Origin of the sequence: Brevundimonas sp. (assembly GCF_016742135.1) — a bacterium.
In the GTDB taxonomy this organism is placed as follows: domain Bacteria; phylum Pseudomonadota; class Alphaproteobacteria; order Caulobacterales; family Caulobacteraceae; genus Brevundimonas.
The window spans coordinates 184,812-206,429 of the sequence record NZ_JACVCG010000004.1; the positions used below are offsets into that span (position 1 = coordinate 184,812).

At 67.9% G+C, this 21,618-nt stretch carries 25 protein-coding genes; 20 read left to right on the forward strand and 5 right to left on the reverse strand.

Annotation, left to right across the window (positions count from 1 at the left end):
• Window positions 1–32 precede the first annotated feature (32 nt).
• Genes IBJ06_RS09960 through IBJ06_RS09970 form a run of 3 tightly spaced genes read left to right on the forward strand, consistent with a single transcriptional unit; the run spans window position 33 to window position 2,448 of the window.
• Entirely contained in the window at window positions 33–593 is a 561-nt protein-coding gene (locus IBJ06_RS09960; RefSeq protein WP_292159789.1) for a DUF1285 domain-containing protein, read from the forward strand.
• Window positions 590–1,231 carry a CoA pyrophosphatase gene (locus IBJ06_RS09965; protein WP_292159790.1) on the forward strand — a complete coding sequence of 214 codons (642 nt, stop codon included), beginning with the start codon at window positions 590–592 and terminating at the stop codon, window positions 1,229–1,231. The genes IBJ06_RS09960 and IBJ06_RS09965 overlap by 4 nt, the downstream gene beginning before the upstream one ends.
• A complete protein-coding gene (locus IBJ06_RS09970; protein ID WP_292159793.1) occupies window positions 1,228–2,448 on the forward strand; it encodes a CCA tRNA nucleotidyltransferase in 1,221 nt (406 codons plus the stop codon). Before IBJ06_RS09965 ends, IBJ06_RS09970 begins: the two co-directional genes overlap by 4 nt.
• Here IBJ06_RS09970 and IBJ06_RS09975 read toward each other — a convergent pair.
• Complete coding sequence (locus IBJ06_RS09975) at window positions 2,433–3,410, reverse strand: endonuclease/exonuclease/phosphatase family protein (protein WP_292159796.1); 978 nt, start codon at window positions 3,408–3,410, stop codon at window positions 2,433–2,435. The genes IBJ06_RS09970 and IBJ06_RS09975 overlap by 16 nt on opposite strands.
• 51 nt (window positions 3,411–3,461) lie before the next feature.
• Between IBJ06_RS09975 and IBJ06_RS09980 the strand changes: the two genes are divergently transcribed.
• The 17 genes from IBJ06_RS09980 (at window position 3,462) to IBJ06_RS10060 (ending at window position 16,366) form a co-directional block, all read left to right on the forward strand.
• Window positions 3,462–3,920, forward strand: a complete 459-nt coding sequence (locus IBJ06_RS09980; protein WP_292159798.1) for a DUF4112 domain-containing protein — start codon at window positions 3,462–3,464, stop codon at window positions 3,918–3,920.
• 81 nt (window positions 3,921–4,001) lie between these two features.
• The gene (locus IBJ06_RS09985) at window positions 4,002–4,559 is read left to right on the forward strand and encodes a sigma-70 family RNA polymerase sigma factor (RefSeq protein WP_292159801.1); all 558 of its coding nucleotides are present in this window, start codon (window positions 4,002–4,004) and stop codon (window positions 4,557–4,559) included.
• Window positions 4,556–5,272, forward strand: coding sequence for an anti-sigma factor (locus IBJ06_RS09990; RefSeq protein WP_292159803.1), 717 nt, complete (start codon window positions 4,556–4,558; stop codon window positions 5,270–5,272). The genes IBJ06_RS09985 and IBJ06_RS09990 overlap by 4 nt, the downstream gene beginning before the upstream one ends.
• 166 nt (window positions 5,273–5,438) lie before the next feature.
• A complete protein-coding gene (locus IBJ06_RS09995; protein ID WP_292159805.1) occupies window positions 5,439–6,830 on the forward strand; it encodes a DUF2793 domain-containing protein in 1,392 nt (463 codons plus the stop codon).
• A gap of 8 nt (window positions 6,831–6,838) precedes the next feature.
• Complete coding sequence (locus IBJ06_RS10000) at window positions 6,839–6,991, forward strand: hypothetical protein (RefSeq protein ID WP_292159808.1); 153 nt, start codon at window positions 6,839–6,841, stop codon at window positions 6,989–6,991.
• Complete coding sequence (locus IBJ06_RS10005; protein WP_292159810.1) at window positions 6,988–7,263, forward strand: hypothetical protein; 276 nt, start codon at window positions 6,988–6,990, stop codon at window positions 7,261–7,263. The genes IBJ06_RS10000 and IBJ06_RS10005 overlap by 4 nt, the downstream gene beginning before the upstream one ends.
• A complete protein-coding gene (locus IBJ06_RS10010) occupies window positions 7,260–7,646 on the forward strand; it encodes a M15 family metallopeptidase (protein ID WP_292159812.1) in 387 nt (128 codons plus the stop codon). The genes IBJ06_RS10005 and IBJ06_RS10010 overlap by 4 nt, the downstream gene beginning before the upstream one ends.
• Complete coding sequence (locus IBJ06_RS10015; RefSeq protein WP_292159815.1) at window positions 7,643–8,053, forward strand: hypothetical protein; 411 nt, start codon at window positions 7,643–7,645, stop codon at window positions 8,051–8,053. The genes IBJ06_RS10010 and IBJ06_RS10015 overlap by 4 nt, the downstream gene beginning before the upstream one ends.
• On the forward strand, window positions 8,037–8,246 hold the full coding sequence (locus IBJ06_RS10020) for a hypothetical protein (protein WP_292159816.1): 210 nt from the start codon (window positions 8,037–8,039) through the stop codon (window positions 8,244–8,246). The genes IBJ06_RS10015 and IBJ06_RS10020 overlap by 17 nt, the downstream gene beginning before the upstream one ends.
• 210 nt (window positions 8,247–8,456) lie before the next feature.
• Complete coding sequence (locus IBJ06_RS10025) at window positions 8,457–9,290, forward strand: flagellin (protein ID WP_292159818.1); 834 nt, start codon at window positions 8,457–8,459, stop codon at window positions 9,288–9,290.
• Window positions 9,291–9,382: 92 nt separating this feature from the next.
• Window positions 9,383–9,664: a flagellar protein FlaG gene (locus tag IBJ06_RS10030; protein ID WP_292159820.1), complete on the forward strand. Its 282-nt coding sequence runs from the start codon at window positions 9,383–9,385 to the stop codon at window positions 9,662–9,664.
• A gap of 134 nt (window positions 9,665–9,798) precedes the next feature.
• Window positions 9,799–10,632 (forward strand): flagellin, encoded by an 834-nt coding sequence (locus IBJ06_RS10035; protein WP_292159823.1) that lies wholly within the window; start codon window positions 9,799–9,801, stop codon window positions 10,630–10,632.
• 265 nt (window positions 10,633–10,897) lie between these two features.
• Entirely contained in the window at window positions 10,898–13,621 is a 2,724-nt protein-coding gene (locus tag IBJ06_RS10040; RefSeq protein ID WP_292159825.1) for a transcriptional regulator, read from the forward strand.
• 89 nt (window positions 13,622–13,710) lie between these two features.
• Window positions 13,711–14,376, forward strand: coding sequence for a hypothetical protein (locus IBJ06_RS10045; protein WP_292159827.1), 666 nt, complete (start codon window positions 13,711–13,713; stop codon window positions 14,374–14,376).
• Window positions 14,373–14,810 (forward strand): hypothetical protein, encoded by a 438-nt coding sequence (locus IBJ06_RS10050; RefSeq protein WP_292159829.1) that lies wholly within the window; start codon window positions 14,373–14,375, stop codon window positions 14,808–14,810. Before IBJ06_RS10045 ends, IBJ06_RS10050 begins: the two co-directional genes overlap by 4 nt.
• Window positions 14,811–14,900: 90 nt before the next feature.
• A complete protein-coding gene (ssb, locus tag IBJ06_RS10055; protein WP_292159831.1) occupies window positions 14,901–15,383 on the forward strand; it encodes a single-stranded DNA-binding protein in 483 nt (160 codons plus the stop codon).
• A gap of 74 nt (window positions 15,384–15,457) precedes the next feature.
• Window positions 15,458–16,366, forward strand: a complete 909-nt coding sequence (locus tag IBJ06_RS10060; RefSeq protein ID WP_292159833.1) for a DMT family transporter — start codon at window positions 15,458–15,460, stop codon at window positions 16,364–16,366.
• 4 nt (window positions 16,367–16,370) lie between these two features.
• On the opposite strand, the gene IBJ06_RS10065 is transcribed toward IBJ06_RS10060, so the two are convergent.
• From IBJ06_RS10065 to purL, 4 genes are all read right to left on the reverse strand, one after another.
• Window positions 16,371–17,939: an alkaline phosphatase D family protein gene (locus IBJ06_RS10065; RefSeq protein WP_292159835.1), complete on the reverse strand. Its 1,569-nt coding sequence runs from the start codon at window positions 17,937–17,939 to the stop codon at window positions 16,371–16,373.
• A gap of 705 nt (window positions 17,940–18,644) precedes the next feature.
• Window positions 18,645–19,025 (reverse strand): DUF305 domain-containing protein, encoded by a 381-nt coding sequence (locus IBJ06_RS10070; RefSeq protein ID WP_292159837.1) that lies wholly within the window; start codon window positions 19,023–19,025, stop codon window positions 18,645–18,647.
• Window positions 19,022–19,381 carry a hypothetical protein gene (locus IBJ06_RS10075; RefSeq protein WP_292159839.1) on the reverse strand — a complete coding sequence of 120 codons (360 nt, stop codon included), beginning with the start codon at window positions 19,379–19,381 and terminating at the stop codon, window positions 19,022–19,024. Before IBJ06_RS10075 ends, IBJ06_RS10070 begins: the two co-directional genes overlap by 4 nt.
• Window positions 19,381–21,594, reverse strand: coding sequence for a phosphoribosylformylglycinamidine synthase subunit PurL (purL, locus tag IBJ06_RS10080; protein WP_292159841.1), 2,214 nt, complete (start codon window positions 21,592–21,594; stop codon window positions 19,381–19,383). Before purL ends, IBJ06_RS10075 begins: the two co-directional genes overlap by 1 nt.
• Between the last annotated feature and the right edge of the window lie 24 nt (window positions 21,595–21,618).

Genomic DNA, 21,618 nt, shown 5'->3' on the forward strand with positions numbered 1-21,618 from the left:
GCGACGGGGCCCCCACGTCCTAAGTCTGGGGAATGACGGACAAGACGACAAAGGGTCTGGACGCGCTGGCGCAGCTGGCCACTGAACAGGGCGGTCGCGGCCTGCCGCCGGTGCATCTGTGGCACCCGGAGCATTGCGGCGACATCGACATCGTCATCCAGGCCGACGGCATCTGGATGCATGAGGGCACGCCCATCGGCCGGCCGGAGCTGACGCGGCTGTTCTCGACGGTGCTGAGGAAGGACCTGGACGGCTATCATCTGGTCACGCCGGTCGAGAAGCTGAAGATCACGGTCGAGGACCTGCCGTTCCGGGCCATCACGCTGAAGGACGTCGAGGGGCATCTGGTGTTCGGAACCGATCAGGGCGACACGGTGATCGCGGGCGCGGACCATCCGATAATCGTCGAGACGGATCCGGTGACTCAGGAACCGGCGCCGCGCCTGCTTGTCCGGGCTGATCTCTGGGCCCGGGTCAGCCGGTCGCTGTTCTATGAACTGGTCGAGCGGGCCACGCCGGTCGAGGGCCGGCTGTCGGTGCGGTCGGGCGATGCGGTGTTTGCACTGGGGCCGGTCGGGGCAGGGGTGGAATGACCGACGCAGCGAGATTGAAGGCCCGTCTGGTGCGCGCGCTGGACCCTGCCGACGGGACCGCTGGCGCGGTTGCCGCGCGGTCCGATTTTGATTTGAACCCGGGGGCTGAGCGGCCGGCGCGTCAGCTGCGACCGGCGGCGGTGCTGATCCTGATCATCGCCGAGGGGAAGGAGCCGCGCGTGCTGATGACGCGGCGCTCGGACAGCCTGGCCAGCCACACAGGTCAGATCGCCTTTCCGGGCGGGCGGCTGGATCCGGGCGAGACGGTTGTCGAGGCCGCCCTGCGCGAGGCGCGCGAGGAAGTCGCGCTTGCCGTAGAGGGTATCGATGTTCTGGGGCTGGCCGACCGCTATGAAACCGGGACCGGATTTCTGGTCACGCCCGTTGTCGCCTGGACAACGGACTCGCCCCGGACCGAGCCCAATCCCGACGAGGTGGCCGAGGTGTTCGAGGTGCCGTGGGCCTTCCTGATGAACGCCGCCAATCACCGCCAGGATCACTATGAGCTGGAAGGTCAGCCGCGCCGCTATTTCTGGGCCATGCCTTATGGCGAGCGCTACATCTGGGGCGTGACGGCGGGCATCCTGCGCGCCCTGCACGACCGGATGGATGCCCGGGAAGGCGAGGCGGCGGCATGAGCCCCCCCGCGCTGGCCGATGCGCCGTGGCTGAGGGCGGTGGCCACCCGCAAGGTGATGGCGGCCCTCGAGACGGCGGGCGGGCCGGACGTGGCGCGCTTCGTCGGCGGCTGTGTCCGAAATACCCTGATGGGCCGACCGGTCGACGATGTGGACATCGCCACGCGGCTGGAGCCGCAAGCGGTCATGTCGGCGCTGCAGGCGGCGGGGCTGAAAGCTGTGCCGACGGGGCTGGAGCACGGTACGGTGACCGCGGTGGCGGACAGCCGGCCGTTCGAGATCACCACCCTGCGGCGCGACGTGACGACAGACGGGCGGCGCGCGACCGTCGCCTTCACCACCGACTGGGCCGAGGACGCGGGGCGGCGGGATTTCCATATCAATGCCCTCTATGCCGATTCAGGCGGGCAGATCTTCGATCCGACCGGTCAGGGGTTGGCCGATATCGCGGCGCAGCGGGTGGCGTTTGTCGGTGATGCCGGACGCCGCATCCGCGAGGATCGGCTGCGGATACTGCGCTTTTTCCGGTTTCATGCCTGGTACGGCGCGGGAAGCCCGGATGGTGCGGGTCTCGCGGCCTGTGTGGCGGAGGCGGACGGCCTTGAAGAGTTGTCGGCCGAGCGGGTGTCGAAGGAACTGCTGAAACTGCTGGCCGCGCCGGATCCGGTGCCGACGGTCGAGGTCATGGCGCGCGCCGGGATTCTGGCCCGGCTGCTGCCGGAAGCCGGCAGGCTGGAGGCCTTCAGGGCAATGGCGGCCGTTACCGACGATGCCTTGCTGCGGTTGTCGTCCCTGCTGCCGGGGTCGGCGGACGCGCTGGATGCGGCGGCAAGGGGCCTGCGCCTGTCCAATCGCGAGATGTCGAGGCTACAGGCCCTGATCGGGCCCCGGCTGGACCTCGATGCGGTGAAGGACCGACAGGTGCGGGCGCTCGTCTATGCCGAAGGGAAACAGGCCGCGAAGGATCGGCTGGTTCAGGCCCTGTCGCAAAAGCCGGAGTCGAGAAGCCGGTATGAGGCGCTGGTCGATCTGGCCGACGCGTGGCCGGTGCCGCGTTTGCCGGTGGGCGGACGCGAGGTGGCGGCGCTGGGGATTGCCCCCGGCCCGGAGACGGGGGCGCTGCTGAAGGCTTTCGAGGCCGACTGGATCGCCAGGGATTTCCCGGAAAGCGGCCATGCTGAGCGGCTGTCGGCTTTGAGGGATCAGCGCGGGGGGTGAGGCCGGGCCCGGGTGATGCGCGTGACCACCGGATAGTGATCTGACCCCGTCCGTTTGCCGATCTGCCGCGACAGGAAGACCAGCTCGTCCGAGCGCCACTGGTGGTCGATGCTGATCCCCAGCCATGAGGGGAGTCCGGTCGGCCAGGTGCCGGGCCAGGCTGGGGCGGGCGTCAGGCCGGTCTGCGCCTTGATCTGGCGGCCGATGCGGGCGCTGGACACGGTGTTGAAATCCCCGGCGACGAGGATGGGTTCGGTCACGCCCTCGAGGCGATTGGCCAGCATTTCAGCCTGCAGGATCTGGCCCCACTGATACTGGAAGGGCCAGGGACGGGTCAGGTGCACGCCGACCAGATGCAGCGGGCCAAGGGGCGTGTCCGCCAGGGCGTGCAGGGCCGAAAGCTGGTCCTGCGGCGCGTCGACGGCAGACAGGGGATAGCGCGAGGCGATGATGACGCTGCCTCGCGATCCCGGAGGCACTATGGTTTCGGACGCCCGCTGGTACGGGTGGTCCGCCAGGATCTGCTGGCGCGCCGCGAAGACGGCGGGGCTGACTTCGATCAGGATGACGATATCCGGGCGCGCCGCGCGAATGCTGGCACCGACGGCCTCGACGTCGGCATTCTCTGCGTGAAGGTTGGCGGAATAGACGGTCAGCACCGGCGCGCCGCGCTCGGGCGTGCCGCGCGGCGGCGCAATTTGCGGCAGGAAGGCACCGGCGGCGAGCAGAAGGGCGCCGAAAGCCATCACCATCAGGGACGGACGCTTCATCAGCATGACCAGAAGGCTGGCGAGGATCGAGCCGACCAGGGCGGGACCGGTGAACTGGGCCAGGATGTCCACCCAGCGATGGCCATGACCACTGATGTGGGCCGCAGCCGGGATCAGCCATGGCCCCGTCAGCATCAGGCAGACGACCCAGGGCCAGAGCATCAGAAATATGGCCTTGAGTCTTGCCAACATGATGAACGTCGGTCTCCGTAGCGCGTTAGGGGATCGGGGCAGGAGGGCACCATGGTCAAATCGGTCGCTGACGTCGAGGACGTCTGGCTCAGTGTCGAGCGGATCAAGAAGATTTCCGACCGGGTGGTCGCCTTCGGACCCTTCGGCATGGGGCTTGACGCGATACTGACATGGATCCCCGGTCTGGGAACGATCTATACCGTCGGAGCGGGGGCCTGGCTGGTCATCCTGGGGCTTCGCGTCAAGGCGGGCCCGGGGACCCTGGCCCGCATGCTGGGGTATCTGACCATCGACACGGTGACCGGGACGGTGCCGATTGCCGGCGATGCTATCGATGCCTTGTTCCCCGGCCACCTGCTGGCGGCCAAGGCGCTGCAAAAGCACATCGAGTCGACGCACTGGATCGAGATGTCGGAGCGCGAGGCCCGCGAGCAGGGTCTCTATGACACCCACCGGGAGGAAATGAAGCAGGACCGCAAGCTGAAGCGTGTCGTCTATCTGGATGGCTGAGACCGGCTTTGACGCCCCAAGGGATTGACGAAACAGGGTCGCCCCCGCCTATTGGCGCCCTTGGGGTCGGCAGGAGACCGGATGACAGCCATATTCGATCGTGATGCCCTGTCCGAAGCGCTCGGACAGACCGGCCGGGGAGACCGTGCGGCCTTTCGCCGGGTCTATGACGCCACCTCCGCGAAGCTGATGGGCGTGTGCCTGCGTATCTTGTCTGACCGGCAGCTGGCCGAGGACGTTATGCAGGACATCTATCTGACGGTGTGGAACAAGGCCGCTACCTTTGACCCCGGCCGTGCCAGCCCCATCACCTGGCTGGTGACGATCGCGCGGAACCGCTCGATCGACCGCCTGCGCGCCGGTGGCATCGCGCGGAACAGTGTGCCGGTGGATGCGGCCTATGATCTGGCTGACGACGCGCCCTCGGCTCTGGATCATATTGAAATTGCGGACGACGCCGGGCGTCTCGGTGTTTGCCTCGACCAGCTGGATGAAAAGGTCAGTCGGGTCATTCGCACGGCCTTTTTCGAGGGCGTGACCTATGAGGTGCTGGCCCAGCGTGAAGACACGCCGCTCGGCACGATGAAGAGCTGGATTCGTCGGGGGCTTCTGAAGCTCAGGAGCTGTCTGGAACAATGACTCCTTCGGATCACGAGGACCGCATCACACGCGCCGGCGAATACGCCCTGAGAGTGTTGAACCCGACCGAGGAAGCCGAGGCTCGAGCCGAAGCCGCGCGAAACCCGGCGTTCGGCACAGAGGTCGACCGCTGGAACGAGCAGCTGGGCCGGCTGGCGGACGAGGTCGCACCCGTGCAACCCCCGGCCAGCCTGTGGCCGCGTATCCTGGCGGCGACGGGCGGGGCCGCCAATGACAACGCGGTGGTGTTTTGGCGCCGCTGGGCCATCGGGTCGACGGGTCTGCTGGCCGCCAGCCTCGCCGCCGTCGCCGTCCTGATCGCCACGCCCGCGCCCGCGCCCGATCCGGCCACCACGCCGGTCGCCGGGTCCATCACACGGGTGGCGACGCTGAAGCTGGACAATGGCGTCACCGCCCTGACCCTGGCCTATGACAGTGCCACCGGAGAGCTTTATCTGGCGCCGACGCGCGAGATGGAGGGGGATACCCGCATCCCGCACCTGTGGCTGGTCCTGCCGGACGGGGCTGGCGTGCAGCTGGTCGGGGCCATCGATGGGCATGAGACCTCGCGCCACAGCCTGGAGGGCGTGATCGTCAATCAGGCGACCGAGGCCATTGCCGTGGCCGTGTCGATGGAACAGCCGGGACACACACCGAATCCGGACCATCCGGACGGACCGGTCGTCGCCCAGGGCGAATTCCAGCCGCTTTAGGTCGCGTCCGCCAGGCCGAAGGCTCTGGCCGGGACAGTCGGATGTGCGTCCTGCGCCCTGATTCTCTCGCAAAAACAAAGGCCCAGTCGGTTGGCGTAGCGATCTTTCCGACCGGGGCGCCAGGTTGATCACACTGCTTCCGAAGGTTTTTTCGGGAGATGCGGTGATGAGCGATACGAGTGCACGGCTGGGCCTGCCCTATCTGGCGGCCGGGCAGATGCAGAAACATGTGACCCTGAACGAGGCGCTGACCCGGCTGGACGGACTGGTGCAATGCTGTGCCAGCAGTCGCAGCCTGGTGATCCAGCCGGAGGCGCCGCCGGACGGCGCGCTCTACATCCTGCCGGATGCGGCGGAGGGGGCGGCCTGGTCGCTGCATCCGGCGGGCAGCCTGATGCGGGCCGAGGGCGGGGGGTGGACCCGGGTGGCCGCTCCGGCGGGACTGATCGCGGTCATCGCCGACACGGGCGAGATTGTGGTGCGGCATGCAGGGGACTGGATACCGCTCGCGGCTTTCCTCGGCGAACTCCAGAGCCTTGAGCGACTGGGCATCGGGGCGACGGCGGATGCGGCCAATCCCTTCCTCGCCCGGCTGAACTCGGCCCTGTGGACCGCCCGTGAGACCGGCGAGGGCGGGACCGGTGACCTGAGGCTGGTGCTGAACAAGGTCGGCCCCTCGGGGGTGCTGTCGCTGATCCTGCAGAGCGGCTGGTCGGGGCGGGCCGAACTGGGTCTGATCGGAGAGGATGCCTTTGGGCTGAAGGTCAGCGCGGACGGCGAGGTCTGGACCGAGGCGATGAAGGTCAATCCGGCCAACGCCCGGGTGAGCTTTCCGCTCGGGGCGACGCGGCGTGAGGCCACGGTCATGCCTGAAGATGCTGCCTGGTCTCCGCCCGACTGGGCGCGCTGGGTCGAGGCGACGATCGTGGGGGGCGGCGGAGGCGGCGGTGCCGGGGCTTGGGGCGCGAGCGGCACCGAACGACCGGGCGGCGGGGGCGGTGGCGGAGGCGGAATAAGCCACGCGGTGTGGGCCGTAGACGGCCTGCCAGGCGCGCTGGACCTGGCTGTGGGTGCGGGCGGTGCCCCCGGAGCGGACGGTGGGGCCACCCGGATCCTTTCGGAGGGCGTGCAACTGTTGGCCGCCGGGGGCGGGCAGGGCGGTGCGTCTGGCGGCGTCGGCGGTGAGGCCGGCACCACGGGGCTCGGCCTCTGGGCAGTTTCGTGCGGCACCGGGGGTGCGGGGGGCGGCTTGACCGCAGCCGATGCCGTCCTGGCGGCCGGGAGTGGAGGTGCCGGGTCGGTTCTGCTGCATCCGGCGGAGGGCGGCGCGGGCGGAAGCGACGCTCCCGGAAGTTCGGGAACATCAGCCAGTGAGCCGGTGCACGGGCCGGGTGGCGGCGGCGGAGGCGGCGGCAGCGCCTCGATGACGTCCGGCCATGCGGGCGGCGCAGGCGGTCTTTATGGCGCTGGCGGCGGGGGTGGGGGCGCGGGCGTTGTGGCCGGCGGCGCGGGCGGGGCCGGGGCCGACGGGCTGATCCTGCTGGTGGCGGTCGGATGAGACGGCGCGTGGACACCCGGACGGGCGGGCCCCGCGGCCTGCCCCTGCTGGACGCCGAGATGTGGGAGGCTCCGGCCCGGCTGTCGCTGGAGGCCTGTCTGGAGGAGATCGCCGCCGACTTTGGTGGCCCGGAGCGAGAAGAGAGGGAGGGCGAACTTTGAGAGACGCAGATCCGACGAAGACATACGACGTATCGCTGGCCGAGGGGCGCTGGTTGTGGCGACGGCTGTTCGTGTTTCTGAGCAGTCTGGTGCTGTGGACGCTGGTGCACCGCGCCGTTGCGCGCGCGCCGGTCGAGGCCCTGCCGGCGATTATCGAGCAGCTGCTGATGCTGATCGCCCTGATCACCCTGCTGTATCTGGTGGCACCCACCGCCCAGCAAATGGTGGCGATGAGCGCCCGTTTCCGGCTCGGCGCGGGAGGGCGGTCATGAGCTTTCGCTTTTCCGTCCGATCCCGCCGCGCGCTGGAGGGCGTTCATCCGGATCTGGTGGCTGTGGCCGAGGCGGCCCTGGCGATGTCGCCCGTCGACTTCATGGTGACCGAGGGTCTGCGCTCACCCGCGCGGCAGGCGGCGCTGATCAAGGCGGGCGCCAGCCGCACCCTGAACTCGCGGCATCTGACGGGGCACGCCATCGACGTTGCGGCGGTCGTGGGGGGGCAAATCCGCTGGGACTGGCCGCTGTATCCGCGCATCGCCGCCGCCTTCAAGCAGGCCGCCCAGGCGCGTGACGTGAAGATCGTCTGGGGCGGCGACTGGCCGCGCCTGCGCGACGGGCCGCACTTCGAACTGGACCGGAAGGCCTATCCGGCATGAGGGCCCTGCGATCATGGGGTTGGGTGGTCGTCGGTCTGGTCGCTGTGGCGCTGGCCTTGGCGGCGGCGCATGGGCTGGGGCTGCGCTGGGATCCGTTCAACCTGCAGGAGCGCAGGCTGGCGGCGGCCCGCTCGCGCGCGGAACGGGCCGAGGCCGACGCCCATGCCCGTCGGGCCGAGCGGGACGGGGACCTTATCGTCAGTCGCGAGGTCGCGGCCGCCCGTGACACCGAAATCGAGGTCGGGCGCGCCACCGCCGCGGCCATTCAGCAAGCAAGAGAGGCCGATGATGCCGCTATACCCCTGGCGCCCGATCGGGTGCGTCGCCTTCATGATCATGACCGCGAGCTGTGCCGGCACGCGCCCGCCACCTGCGCCGGAGCCAGTCCTGTTGAGCCTGCCGATTGAGGCGACGCGACCGTGCCGCCTCGTGACCCTCGGACCCTCGCCCACCCTTGCGGATCTGGAAGCCGCCTATCTGGCGCGCGGCGAGGCCTTGGTGGCCTGTGATGCGGCCCGTCGACTGGCTCTCATCACCCTCATGGCCGAGCGGGCGGCGCGGGCGGCGGCGGAACAGGCCGTCCGGCAGAAATTGCCGTGATACCCGGCATAATCTGCCGTTCAGGCGTCCGACCCGGCAGAATTTGCCGGGCAAAATGCGTGGTTAAGGCAATCTAACGGATAAAAAACAAGGGCTTGGGTTCTGGCCCGAAAATCCGGGTCTGGCGTCGGTCTTGCTTGTCTGTGGATCGAGCAAAATGCTCCCGGCAGCCAAAACGGCGTCGGACACCTTGAAACAAGGACTATCGGTATGCCGCTGAACAGCGTCAACACGAACACGGGCGCCATGATCGCCCTGCAGAACCTGCAATCCACCAACAACGAACTCTCCGTCGTCCAGTCGCGGATCAACACCGGCAAGAAGGTGTCGAACGCCAAGGACAACGGTGCCATCTGGGCCATCGCCCAGGGCCAGCGTTCGGAAATCGGTGCCCTGAACGCCGTCAAGGACAGCCTGCAACGCGGCCAATCGGCCGTCGATGTGGCCATCGCCGCCGGCGAGTCGGTGTCCGAGCTGCTCGTTCAGCTGAAGGAAAAGGCCCTGGCCGCCAGCGACACCTCGCTGACCACCTCGGCCCGCAAGGCCCTGAACGAGGACTTCAAGTCGATCCGTGACCAGATCACGACCGTCGTCACGAATGCCAAGTTCAACGGCGTCAACCTGCTGGACAACTCGACCGGAACCAACGGCTTCAAGGCCCTGTCGAACGCCACGGGTTCGACCATCAAGGTGTCGGGTGAAAACCTGTCGCTGGGTGGCGCGAACGTGACCCTGGCCGCCACGGCGACCATCGGCACCTCGACCCTGGCCACTACGGCCCTGGGTGTCATCAACACCTCGATCGACAATGTGTCGTCGGCTCTGGCCCGTCTGGGCACGGGCTCCAACTCCCTCAGCACTCACCTGAAGTTCGTGAGCAAGCTGCAGGACAGCCTGGAAACCGGCGTGGGCAACCTGGTCGACGCCGATCTGGCCAAGGAAAGCGCCCGACTGCAAGCGTTGCAGACCAAGCAACAGCTGGGTGTGCAGGCTCTGTCGATCGCCAACTCTTCGACTTCCATCCTGCTCGGACTGTTCCGCTAAGGAGCGATTTCAGGGGCGGGGGCGTTCGCGCCTCCGCCCCGTCGTCCGAGCCCTGAACCGGAGACGTCGGTCCAAACCCGACGCAGGGAGATATGGATACACATGCCAGGATAAGACCCATCACCGCGACCGTCGCCCCGGCAGGATCTGCCACGGGGGGCGACTTCAATCAGTCCCGCGCCTCTCAGGAGGCGGAAAGGGCCGCCCGCTACAAACTGGTCATCGAGCAAAGCGCCCGAAAGGGTGTCTTCATCTACAAGGTGCTCGACCGTGAGACCGGCGAAGTCGTTCGGCAACTGCCCCGGGAAGAGGTTGCGCGGCTGGGAAGCCACAAGGGCTACGCGCCCGGAACGGTGATCAACACCTCCCTCTGAGGTGACCACAATCGAGACTTCCATGCCATGCAGGGCAGCCCTGCGTGGTTAAACGGCGTGGTTAGTGCGCGTTAACCATGTGCAAATGAAATCGCCCCTAGCCTCTCGTCACATCAGCGAGAGGCCCGATTCGGATGACGAACAGCGTCCACACCAATACCGCAGCGGCCATCGCCCTGCAGAACCTGACGCGAACCAATGACCGCCTGGGCGATGTCCAGAACCGGATCAGCACCGGGTTGAAGGTTCAGGGGGCCAAGGACAATGCCGCCATCTGGGCGATTGCCCAGGGGCAACGGGCCGACATCGGCGCGCTCTCGGCGGTCAAGCAGAGCCTGGACCGCGCCACCTCGATCGCCGACGTCGCCCTCTCGGCCGGTGAATCCGTCTCGGATCTTCTGAACCAGCTCAAGGAAAAGGTCGTCGCGGCCAAGGACGAGTCGCTGAAAACCCAGTCCCGCGAGTTGCTGAACGCAGACTTCAAGGCCCTGCTGCGCGCCCTTCAGTCGTCGGTGCAGAACGCCAGCTTTGACGGCGGCAATATCCTGAACGGCAGTCTGTCGAACGGCATCAAATTCCTGGCCAATGCCGACGCCAGCTCGTCAATCACCCTGTCCAGCAAGGACCTGAGCCTCAACGGATCGATCATCAGTCTGTCGCTGTCGGATTCGCTTCTGACCCTGACCGGGGCGACCAATGCCCTGACGGCGCTCGATAATTCGATCACGGCCCTGAACTCGGCGCTCGGCGAAATTGGCGCGCAGGCCAAGCAGATCGAGGCGCATAACACCTTTGTCACCAAGCTGATGGACACGCTGGAATCGGGTGTCGGCAACCTCGTCGATGCCGACCTGGCCAAGGAAAGCGCCCGCCTTCAGGCGCTGCAGGTTCAGCAGCAGCTGGGTGCACAAGCCCTGTCGATCGCCAACCAGGCACCGCAGGTCATCCTGTCGCTGTTCCGCAGCTAGGTCAGCGTGCCCCGCTGAACGTCCTTCAGGGCAGCCCTGATCGCCCGATCAGGATCGGAGCCGGTCGGCCCCGACGCTCGGGCCGGCTGGTGAGGCCGTACAGGGACAGGAAGGAAATCAGCAGCCTACTCAACACAACCATGGGCGTAAGCTCCATCGGGCCGTTCAGCGAACCTGTCGTTAACCCTTAGGTCGATTCGGGGTTCCGTGGACGGACGTTAACGCTTCATTCCGACGCAGCCGTCAGACTGGCGAGGAGCGCGCCATGATCGACAACAGCTATCTTCTTGGCCTGTACGGGGGCACATCGACCTTTTCCTCGGGAAGGCTGTCGGGCGCGTCCGCGCTCGCCACGAAGAAGGCCCAGCCGACGCCGCCCTGGTCGTCCGGTGCCGCCGTGCCGAAAGCGGATGCCCTGGTCCGGTCCGCCCTAGGGGGACGACGCCTGATCGATGAGACGGCGGCCCGGCTGGATGTCGCCTCGGCGTCCGAGGATTACCGCCGCCTGTTCGCCCTTTATCAGGGGCTGGAAAGCCTGACTGCCCTGGCCAACCGGGCGGGTGTGAAGGGGATCAGCACGACGGAACTGCCCCTGATCACCAAGCGGTTCGATCAGGGGCTGAAGGAAATCAGCAGCTATGTGGCCTCGGCCCCCTTCAAGGACGTGCGGCTGGTCGCCGGGGTCACCGAGTCGATCAGCAAGACCAGCGCCGGGGTGCGCCGGGATTCAGCCATATCCATCACCTCGCCGATCCACGAGGGAGACATCGACACACCGGTGGCGGCGTTCGCGGGGGATGTGATCTTCGATATCCAGGTCAAGCGCCTGAACGACACCCATACCATCCGCATCGACCTGTCCGAGATGGGCGCGACGCCCCGCACCCTGGGAGCCGTGACCGCCCACATCAATGAAAAGCTTGAAGCGGCGGGTCTTGAAACGCGGGTCGGTCGCGAACGCCAGGCGGCCGAGGTCCGTACCCTGCAGGTCGGTGGCCGCACCGTGACCCTTCCGGCGGGCCCGGATCTGTGGTCGCTGGCGATCCGGGGAGTCTCGACCGAGACGGTGTCCTTCTCGGCGCCGGATCTGTCGGACGCCGTCTATGTGGTTCAGGGAACCGGTACGAACGGGGCCCACGAACTTCTGAAGTTTCAGGCGGATACGGACACCGCCGCGACCATGGCCAGTGCACGCATTGGCGAGACCCAGTGGGTTGACGGACGCGTGTCACAAACGCCCCTGCCCGACGGTATCAAGACCGTTCGCGCCAGCGCCACCGGACCGGATGGCTCCCTGTGGCTGGTCGCCGACATGAAGGAAGGGCCCGGAAATCTGCCCATCAAGGGCCAGTCGGACGTCGCCCTGATCAAGCTCGATTCGGCGGGACGCGTGGTGACGATGCGGGCTCTCGGGGCGGCCGATCAGGCCTCGGGCTACGCCATCGCGGTCGATGGGGCGGGACGGGTCGCGGTCGCGGGCTCGGTCACCGGTGCCCTGAACCCGGGCCAGAGCGGCGATGTGGCCGGCGAGGCGGACAGCTTTGTCACCCTGTTCGACGAAAACGGTCAGGAGCTGTGGACCCAGCGTCGGGGGGCGCGTGCCGCGGACGAGGCGACCAGTGTGGCCTTCGGGCCCGGCGGCCAGGTGATCGTCACGGGCCGGGCGAAGTCCGCCATGCCGGGCGCCGCCGGGATAGGGGGTTGGGATTCCTATGTGCAGGCCTTCACCAGCAGCCAACCCTATCCGACCGCGCCCTGGACCGCGACCGTGGACGGCACCCTCCAGTTCGGCACCACAGGGGACGATGCCGTCCAGGCGACCGCCATCAGCGGCGACAGTCTCTACACGGCGGGTGAAGAGGACGGCCGGCTGATCGTCCGTCGCTTCCAGCTGACGCCCGGGGGCGAGCCGCAGCTGTTGTCGACCCGCGACCTCGGGGCCATGAACGGGGCGATCAAGGGGCTCGAGGTCGATCAGGGCCAGGTCATCGTGGCCGGGGTCACCCGCAACGCCGCCCTGGATGTCGGCGCGGTCAACCAGGCGCACAACGGCGGGCTCGATGCCTTCGTCGCCGTGCTCTCCGAAGATCTGGCGGCCTCCGGGGCCGAGCGCCTGACCTATATCGGGACCGAGGACGAAGACGCGGTCTCGGACGTCAGGCTGCTGAATGGAAAGCTGTGGATGACCGGCACCTCGGCCCGCGCCGTGTCGGCAAAGGACGAGGACCCGGTACAGGGGTATCTCAGCCGGATCGATCCCCTGACGGGGGCCGTCGAATGGAGCCGTAGCTGGGCCGGACAGAATGAGCAGGCGGCGCCCCTGACGCTGGCGGTGGCCACCGGGGGCAGCAGCATACTGGATCGGCTGGGCCTGCCGTCCGGAGAGATCGTGCAGAGCGAGTCAAAGAGGCTGGTCGATGCCACGTCGCTGCGGGTTGGGGACCGGTTCTCGGTCGTGCCGGCCTCCGGCGGTCGGGCAGTTGCGGTGACCATTGAGGCGCGCGACACCCTGCAAACCCTGGCGCGCAAGATCGAACTGGCGTCAGGGGCCCGCCTGAAGGTCACCGTGGTTTCGGAGAGTGCGACGGCGGCGAATGCGCCCGAGGGGCTGAATGCCGTCCTGGCCGGGGTGCAGCGCCTGTCGATCACCGCCCGCGACGGCCGCGAGGGCGCCGTGCTGGTGTCCGGGGAGCCGGGGCGTGACGCTCTGGCCGGGCTGGGCCTGTCGGCCGGATTCGTCGGGCCGACGGCCTCCGGCAACGGCCCCAGGACCTTCGGGCTGGACCTGCCGCAGGCCTTGAGCCTGTTGACCCAGGAAGCCCGGACCGCTTCGGGTGAACGCCTGCAGACAGCCATGAAGGCCGTGCGCGACGCCTATCGGGCCCTGGCACCCTCGACGACCCGGAACGCGACCTCCGGCCCGGTGCCGGCCTATCTGACGGCGCAGCTCGCAAACTATCAGGCGGCCCTCGCGCGACTGGGCGGCTGAGAGACGTCGGATCGGCCGAAGGCGGTTGACGCCACGGGGGAGGTCGGGGTTATTGGTCGCCTTCGCTAGTTCCTGTCGAGCTCCGCCGCATGGCCACCCCTCCTGATAATCGCATCATCCTGGCGATCGGTGCCGGTCTGGCCGTGATCCTGGCCATTGTGCTGGCCCTGGTCTTCACACGCGGCGGGGGCGGGGAGACGCCGGAGGGTCCCAAGGGGCAGCTCCAGGTCGATGTGGCCGAGGCGCAGTCGCTGGAGCCGACGCGCGAGCTGCGCTGCTTTGTCGAAGGACAGTTCGTGGGCATGCTGACACTGGACCAGTGCGCCCAGCGCAATGGCCTCGCGACCGAGGCCCTGGATGTCGGTCTGGACGAAACCGGCGCGCTCGTGGCGGCCCCCACCGCCTCCCTGGCGCCGCCGCCGACCCTGCCGCCGATCGAGGTCGAGCCCGTTCCGCCGATCGTGGAAGCGCCGGTCGAGCGCGCGGAGGCCCCGTCCGGTCCGGTCGCCGCCTGTCTGCGCCACACCGGATCGGACTGGCGGTCGCTGTCGAGCGGGATGGGGCTGCAGGCCTGTGTTCAGCTTCTCTATTCCGGGACCTGCGTGCGGCCGGGCGAGGCCCGCTATGGCCGTTGGGGCGATCTGACCCTGCGTCTGGTGCCCGGTCGGGTCGAGCAGTCCTCGGACAATGCCAACTTCCGCACCCTGGCCGAACAGGACCGGCGCACCTGCACCTTCCCGGAGATGGGTCGATGAGAGGTGCCGTCGCTGTCGCGATTCTGGCGGCTGTGGCCCTCTCCGGCTGCGCCCGGGAGTTCGAGCCCCCCTTTGACCCCGGCGTCTGCTACTATGTGGTGCCCAGCGAGACCCGGGGCGAGGAACCGCGTCTGAACGTCGTCGCGCGGGACCAGCCGCAGATCGAACTGTGCGCCGCGCGTCTGGAGGAGATGCGGGTCCGGTTCCTGCGGATGGGCGGTTCGAACCGTGAGATCATCGGAGCCTATCAGGGGCAGTTCATCTTCATCGACCAGCAGGGCGTGAAGTTCGGCCGGAGCCTTACCGGTGCCCGCTTCTTCGCCCTGGCCCGCACCGGCGACGGGCGGTTGGCCGTTCCGGGCGCCATAGTGCGCGATGAGGACGGCAGGCCCTTGGCGGTTGCCGAAAATCCCCCGACCGCGCCCGCGCAATAATCCCGCGTGGCTTGACGCCGGGCACCCGTTGGTTGAGAACATTAACAGAACAAATGGCCCGCGAGAGGGCCTGAGAAGCGGAGTTGGAAGATGGCGGGCAGCGTCAACAAGGTCATTCTGATCGGCAATCTGGGCAAGGATCCCGAAATCCGCACCCTCAACAGCGGGGACCGGGTCTGTAATCTGCGGATCGCCACGTCCGAAACCTGGCGCGACAAGGCCACGGGCGAGCGCAAGGAGAAGACCGAATGGCACCAGGTGGTCATCTTCAACGAGAACATCGTCAAGGTCTGCGAGAACTACCTCAAGAAGGGGTCGACCGTGTACGTCGAGGGCTCGCTGACCACCCGCAAGTACACGGACCAGCAGGGCGTCGAGAAGTACACGACCGAGGTGGTGATCCAGCGCTTCAATGGCAATCTGACCATGCTGGGCGGTCGCGGTGACGGCGGCGGGTCAGGGGGTGGCGGCCGTTCGGACGACGACTACGGCTCGGGCTTCTCCTCGGGCGGCCAGTCGCGCCCGTCGGGTCCGAAGGAGAGCTACGACCTCAACGACGACATCCCCTTCTAGGACCTCACCGGCCTGAAACCGTCCGTCACCGCTGTTGACGGGCGGGCGGCGTGGAACTGTGCCATGAGCGGCGCGTGACCCAGAACCGCCCCCTGATTCCGCACACACTGAGCCTGCTGGAGATCGCGGCCATCGTCGCCGTGATCGTCATCTGGGGCGTGAACAACGCCGCGGCCAAGGTGGCGACCGACTCCCTGCCGCCGCTGATGACGGGCTCGCTGCGGTTCGCCCTGACGGCCCTGTGCCTTCTCGCCTTCATCCGCCCGCCCTTCCCGAACTGGAAGAGCCTGCTGCTGATCGTGGGGGTGGGCGGGCCGCTGCACTACGGACTGATCTATGTGGCCTTCTGGCTGGCGGATGACGTCAGTCCGGTGTCGGTGGCGTCGCAGCTGTGGATCCCCTTCACGGCGCTGTTCGCCTTCCTGCTGCTGGGCGAGCGGCTGAAGGGTCCGGCGCTGGCGGGGCTGGCGGTCGCCTTTGTCGGCGTGGTGTGGATGTCGGCGGACCCCCATGTTCTGCAGGACTGGGACGCCATCCTGGTCGGCATTGCTGCTGCGGCGGCCTGGGCCCTGACAACGGTGATCGCCCGTCGCACGACCTCGATCCCGCCGCTCAAGATGCAGGGCCTGCTGGCCACGGTCACCATGCCGGTGCTGGCCCTGGCCTCGTTCGCGTTCGAGCGCGACCAGATCGGGGCCGCGATGAGCGCTCCGCCGATCGCCTGGGCCTCGGTGCTGTGGGGCGGGCTGGCCTCGTCGGTTGTGGCCACCACCCTGGTCTTCTGGCTGGTCCAGCGGCGCGAGGCCGGGCGGGTGACGCCCTATCTGCTGGCGACGCCGGTGGTGTCGATCCTGATCGGCTGGGGCCTGATGGGCGATGTGCTGACGCCCCAGATCCTGACCGGGGCGGCTCTGACCATGGGCGGGGTGGCGATTGTCGCCCTGGCCGAGCGGGGCCTGCGCGCCGGCGCGGCGAAGGCCTGACCCTCTAGGCCGGCACCACCCGCGGATTGCCTGCCTCGACGGCGAAGGTCGCCCGGGTCGACAGGGTGCCCGCCCGGTCCGACACCTTGTCCAGCACCTTGAACTCGGTCTGCCAGCGCTCGGCCGTGACGTCGCAGACGGCATAGCCGCGCTGGGCATTGTTGAACTTCAGGAAGGGGTTGTCCGCCAGATAGCGGCGGCCGTCGGCGCGCTGGTCGGTGCCGTCGCCCGAGGAACTGATCGAGGTGGTGACGAATTCGGTGGCCACCGGCCGGCCCGACGGGTCACGCCCGTCGATGTGCAGTTCTCCGGCATAGTTCTGATGCTCGTCGCCGGTCAGGACCACGAGGTTGTCGATCCGCCGGTCGCGCACCCGCTCCAGCAGCCGCCGACGCGGGATGGCATAGCCCGCCCAGGTGTCGAGGTTGAAGCCCAGGTCGGGCCCTTCCTTGCGGTCGAGGTCCATGACCATGATCTGCTGGGCCAGAACCTTCCAGCGGGCCTGTGAGCGGTCGAGATTGCGGTACAGCCACTGCTCCTGGGCCTCGCCCAGTACCTGGGCGTTGCGGTCGCCGACCCCGGCGCAGGTCGTGGCCCAGCGGTCGCCGCAGGGCTGGTCCGAGCGATACTGGCGGGTATCCAGCAGATTGAGGTCCAGCAGATTGCCCCAGCCGGCGTGGCGGTAAAGCTGCAGCGACGCGCCCCGGGGGAAGGCCGAGCGGCGCACCGGCATATTCTCGTACCAGGCCTGCATGGCGGCCTGCTGGCGCAGCATGAAAACCTCGGGCGGGGTGCCGTCCTGGTCGAGGGCCGAGACCCAGTTGTTGTCGATCTCGTGGTCGTCCCAGGTGCAGAACCAGGCGGTCGAGGCGTGGCTGGCCTGAAGGTCGGCGTCCATCTTGTACTGGGCATAGCGCCGCCGGTAGTCGTCGAGGCTGTAGACCTCGCCGCCCAGATGCTGGCGGGGGTTCTCGAAGGTGCCACCCGAGCCGTTGTAGAGGCGGCTGGCCCGACCCTCATAGATGTAGTCGCCGTAGCAGTAGATGAAGTCGAGCTGCTCTTCGGCGGCGCGGCGATGGGCGGTGTAGAAACCCTGCTCATACGCCTGACAGCCCAGCACACCGAACCGGGCGCGGTCGACGGCGGCGCCGGCAGCGGGTGCGGTCACGGCGCGGCCGGTGGCGCTGCGCTCACGCCCGGCGACGAAGCGGTAGAAATAGGGACGACCGGGCTGGAGACCCTCGACCTCGACATGGACGGCGTGGCCCAGTTCCGGGCGGGCCATGGCCTCACCCGAGCGGACCGGGCTGGAGAAGCCGGTGTCGGTGGCGACCTCCCACTTCACCGGGACGGCAGCCGAGGGCATGCCGTGCCCGATCTCGAGCGGGCGCGGGGCCAGCCGGGTCCAGATGACGAAGCCGTCGGGCAGCGGGTCGCCCGAGGCGATACCCAGCTGGAACGGATAGTCGATGAAGACCGGGTCGGCGACCGCCGGCCGCGCCCCCGACAGCGCCACGCCCCCCATGCCGAGGGACAGCATCATCTGACGACGGGACAGCGAGGGCAGGCGCATGGGAAGGCTCCGGAAGGGTGGGGCGCTCAGGCTAGAGCCCGATTGTGACGGCTGATGCGGGGCGAGGGGAAGGGGAGGGCGGGAATTCAGACGGTGGGGGGGTGGAAAAGTACCGTCTGAACCGTCTGAACCGTCTGAACCGTCTGAATGGTCTGAATGGTGCTGTCCTTGACCCTTCTCCCGATGGGAGAAGGTGGCGCGCGAGCGCCGGATGAGGGGCGGTGTTCTCCGTCGGCGATAGCCGTGGCACGACCGGTGCGACGGCTCACGCCGAAGGACACGGAGACCCCTCACCCCCCGCCCCCTCTCCCATCGGAGAGGGGGTGAAGTTTACCGTCTGAACCGTCTGAACCGTCTGAATGGTCTGAAAGGGCTGCGCCTCCGTCGGTGGGTCTATGGCAACCGGACAGTATGGGCGAGGCGGGGACCAGGGCGCGGAGAACAATGCGGGAAACGGTGGGGGCGTTGAAAGGGCAGGGGAATTGGCGGGCGGATTTGATGGTTGAATGCCCAAGCCCAGCGTTCCCGATCCTTCTCCCCTTGTGGGAGAAGGTGGGCCGCGTGAGCGGCTCGGATGAGGGGTCTCTCTCAGCGGTTGCGAAGGCGCACGCGTCTTGAGGCTCGGTATTTTAAGCGCAGCCCCCTCATCCGCCCCCTTCTCGGGGGGCACCTTCTCCCACAAGGGGAGAAGGGCACGACGCCTGGCTACCGCCCTGCCTGCCAGGCGCGCAGTTCGGCGAGTTCGGTGGTGCGGGTGTCGAGGGTGGCCTGGGCGATGCGGCGGAGGTCCGGGTCCTGCGACTGGTCCAGCATCCGGCGGGCCGTGGCGATGGCGGCTTCGTGGTCGGCGATCAATCGCGCGACATTGGCTTCATCGGCGGTTTCCGTCGTGCGGGAAACCGGAGTCTGGCGCTCAAGCTCCTCGGTGGTTTTCAGAGCCGCCGCATGCCGTTCGGCGGAGGCATCGCGCAGGGCCTGCTGAACCGGGTCGCCGCCGCCGTCGCAAGCGGCCAGGGCCAGGGCGAGGGCGGAAACCGCCATCGTGCGAAACGTCATCGGGCGACGGCGATGGGGCGACACGCTCATTCGTTGTCCTCTCCGATTAGGAGCAATGAGACCGGACCGGTGGTGCCCTCTGCATTCTCGGGCAGCAGATCACCAAGCGCCGTGTAGAAGGTGGAGAACTCCGGATAGTCGAGCCCGAGGCGCGTTTGAACACAGACGTCCACTTCGCCCTCGCGGCCCCAAGAGTGCTCGGTGACCGAAACCACTCGGGGATCCGACCTCAGAAAATCGGCAACGCGCCCCCGGGTCTGCTGGTCGATGCCGCAGCATTTGCTGGCGAAGCGAACCACGAGCGTGCATCGGCCATAGGTATCAAGCGCGTTCATGGGAGCGGAGCTGCAGGCCGTCAGCACCATCGCGAGGGCCAGCACGCGCATCACGCGCGGCCTTCGATCCAGTTGGGCATCCAGCTCTCGTGCATTTCGCGGAGGTGGTCGAGGGGGATGCGGAACAGGTCGCCACCCGGTCCTCCCGATGTGAAGTCGCGGCCCTTTGCCCGGCCGACGACCGAGGCGTGCAGGCCGGCGGCCTGGGCGTCGGCGATCAGGGTGGCGGGATCGGCGACGGCGACGAGATAGCGGGCCTGGTCCTCGGCAAACAGCAGGATGTGGGCGTGCTCGGGCGAGGTGGCGTCCAGCTCGATACCGCAGTCGGAGGCGAGCGCGATGTCGGCCGCCGCGCCGATCAGGCCACCGTCCGAGAGGTCGTGGACGCAGGTCAGGGCCCCGGCCTCGATCCGCCCGCGCACGAAGTCGCCGGTCTTACGCTCCAGCGCCAGATCGACCGGCGGGGGGGCACCGTCCTCGCGGCCCAGCACTTCGCGGAGATAGAGGGACGCGCCCAGCTCGCCGCGCGTCTCGCCGATCAGGACCAGGGTCTCGCCCTCGGCCATGCCGCCAAAGCCGGTGACGACGTCGTAGTTGGGCAGGAGGCCGACGGCGCCGACGGTGGGCGTCGGGGGAATGGCGACGCCATTGGTCTCGTTGTAGAGGCTGACATTGCCGCTCACGACCGGGAAGTCGAGCATGCGGCAGGCCTCGGCCATGCCGTCGATGGCGCGCACGATCTGGCCCATGATCTCGGGCCGCTGCGGATTGCCGAAGTTCAGATTGTCGGTGATGGCGATGGGGCGGCTGCCCACGGCGGTCAGGTTGCGCCAGGCCTCGGCCACGCACTGTTTGCCGCCTTCATAGGGGTCGTTCTGGACATAGCGGGGGGTGCAGTCGCTGGTCACGGCCAGCCCCTTGTCGGTGCCGTGGACGCGGATCACGCCGGCGTCGGCGCCGGTGGCCGAGTCGTGCAGGGTGTCGGCCATGACGTGACGGTCGTACTGTTCCCATAGCCAGCGCTTGGAGGCCATGTCGGGGCAGCAGACCACGTTCAGGACGGCGTCGGGCCAGCTGTCGGGCGCGGGCACATCCTTGGGATCGATGCGGGGATGCAGTTCGGGCTGGACCCAGGGGCGGTCATAGAGGGGGGCGTCGTCGAACAGGGGCGCGAGCGGCACGTCGCAGACGACCTTGCCGTGATGGTTCAGGACCAGACGGCCGGTGTCGGTGGTGCGGCCGATGACGGCGGCATCCAGGCCCCATTTTTTGAAGATGCGATAGCCGTCTTCCTCGCGGCCCGGCTTGAGCACGGCCAGCATCCGCTCCTGGCTTTCGGACAGCATCATCTCATAGGGGGTCATGCCCGTTTCGCGCTGGGGCACGGCGTCCATGTCCAGCTCGATGCCGACGCCGCCCTTGCCGGCCATCTCGACCGAGGAGGAGGTCAGGCCGGCTGCGCCCATGTCCTGAATGGCGGCGACGGCGCCGGAGGCCATCAGTTCGAGGGTCGCCTCGATCAGCAGCTTTTCGGCAAAGGGGTCGCCGACCTGGACGGTGGGGCGTTTGGACTCGGACTCATCGTCGAACTCGGCCGAGGACATGGTCGCGCCGTGGATGCCGTCGCGGCCGGTCTTGGAGCCGAAATAGACGACCGACAGGCCGGGTCCGGGGGCGGCGGAGTAGAAGATGCTGTCGGCCTTCGCCAAGCCCACGCACATGGCGTTGACCAGGATGTTGCCGTTGTAGCCGGCGTGGAAATTGGTCTCGCCCGCCACGGTCGGCACGCCGACGCAGTTGCCATAGCCGCCGATGCCCGAGACGACGCCCGAGACCAGACGGCGGGTCTTCTCATGGTTCACGTCGCCAAAGCGCAGGGCGTTCAGCAGGGCCACAGGCCGGGCGCCCATGGTGAAGACGTCGCGCATGATGCCGCCCACGCCGGTCGCCGCGCCCTGATAGGGCTCGATGAAGCTGGGGTGGTTGTGGCTCTCCATCTTGAAGATGCAGGCATCGCCGTCGTCGATGTCGATAACCCCGGCGTTCTCGCCCGGGCCGCAGATGACGCGTGGACCCTTGGTCGGGAATTTGCCGAGGTGGATCTTCGAGGATTTGTAGGAGCAGTGCTCGGACCACATGACCGAGAAGACGCCGAGTTCGACGTCATTGGGCTCTCGCCCCAGGCGGTCGAGGACAACCTGATACTCGGCGGGGGACAGGCCGTATTCGGCGGCCAGTTCGGCCATGGATTTCGATGCGCTCATGGCTGGCGCTTCTAGCGAGGTTCG

Bases quoted from the DNA above. Each gene is read 5' to 3' on its own strand.
- IBJ06_RS10010 (WP_292159812.1), top strand. From the start codon at position 7,260: ATGAGCTTTCGCTTTTCCGTCCGATCCCGCCGCGCGCTGGAGGGCGTT.
- IBJ06_RS09990 (WP_292159803.1), top strand. From the start codon at position 4,556: ATGACTCCTTCGGATCACGAGGACCGCATCACACGCGCCGGCGAATAC.
- IBJ06_RS09970 (WP_292159793.1), top strand. From the start codon at position 1,228: ATGAGCCCCCCCGCGCTGGCCGATGCGCCGTGGCTGAGGGCGGTGGCC.
- IBJ06_RS09960 (WP_292159789.1), top strand. From the start codon at position 33: ATGACGGACAAGACGACAAAGGGTCTGGACGCGCTGGCGCAGCTGGCC.
- IBJ06_RS09975 (WP_292159796.1), bottom strand. From the start codon at position 3,410: ATGTTGGCAAGACTCAAGGCCATATTTCTGATGCTCTGGCCCTGGGTC.
- IBJ06_RS10030 (WP_292159820.1), top strand. From the start codon at position 9,383: ATGGATACACATGCCAGGATAAGACCCATCACCGCGACCGTCGCCCCG.
- IBJ06_RS10025 (WP_292159818.1), top strand. From the start codon at position 8,457: ATGCCGCTGAACAGCGTCAACACGAACACGGGCGCCATGATCGCCCTG.
- IBJ06_RS09965 (WP_292159790.1), top strand. From the start codon at position 590: ATGACCGACGCAGCGAGATTGAAGGCCCGTCTGGTGCGCGCGCTGGAC.
- purL (WP_292159841.1), bottom strand. From the start codon at position 21,594: ATGAGCGCATCGAAATCCATGGCCGAACTGGCCGCCGAATACGGCCTG.
- IBJ06_RS10040 (WP_292159825.1), top strand. From the start codon at position 10,898: ATGATCGACAACAGCTATCTTCTTGGCCTGTACGGGGGCACATCGACC.
- IBJ06_RS10065 (WP_292159835.1), bottom strand. From the start codon at position 17,939: ATGCGCCTGCCCTCGCTGTCCCGTCGTCAGATGATGCTGTCCCTCGGC.
- IBJ06_RS10050 (WP_292159829.1), top strand. From the start codon at position 14,373: ATGAGAGGTGCCGTCGCTGTCGCGATTCTGGCGGCTGTGGCCCTCTCC.
- ssb (WP_292159831.1), top strand. From the start codon at position 14,901: ATGGCGGGCAGCGTCAACAAGGTCATTCTGATCGGCAATCTGGGCAAG.
- IBJ06_RS10075 (WP_292159839.1), bottom strand. From the start codon at position 19,381: ATGCGCGTGCTGGCCCTCGCGATGGTGCTGACGGCCTGCAGCTCCGCT.
- IBJ06_RS10015 (WP_292159815.1), top strand. From the start codon at position 7,643: ATGAGGGCCCTGCGATCATGGGGTTGGGTGGTCGTCGGTCTGGTCGCT.
- IBJ06_RS10045 (WP_292159827.1), top strand. From the start codon at position 13,711: ATGGCCACCCCTCCTGATAATCGCATCATCCTGGCGATCGGTGCCGGT.
- IBJ06_RS09985 (WP_292159801.1), top strand. From the start codon at position 4,002: ATGACAGCCATATTCGATCGTGATGCCCTGTCCGAAGCGCTCGGACAG.
- IBJ06_RS09995 (WP_292159805.1), top strand. From the start codon at position 5,439: ATGAGCGATACGAGTGCACGGCTGGGCCTGCCCTATCTGGCGGCCGGG.
- IBJ06_RS09980 (WP_292159798.1), top strand. From the start codon at position 3,462: ATGGTCAAATCGGTCGCTGACGTCGAGGACGTCTGGCTCAGTGTCGAG.
- IBJ06_RS10070 (WP_292159837.1), bottom strand. From the start codon at position 19,025: ATGAGCGTGTCGCCCCATCGCCGTCGCCCGATGACGTTTCGCACGATG.
- IBJ06_RS10035 (WP_292159823.1), top strand. From the start codon at position 9,799: ATGACGAACAGCGTCCACACCAATACCGCAGCGGCCATCGCCCTGCAG.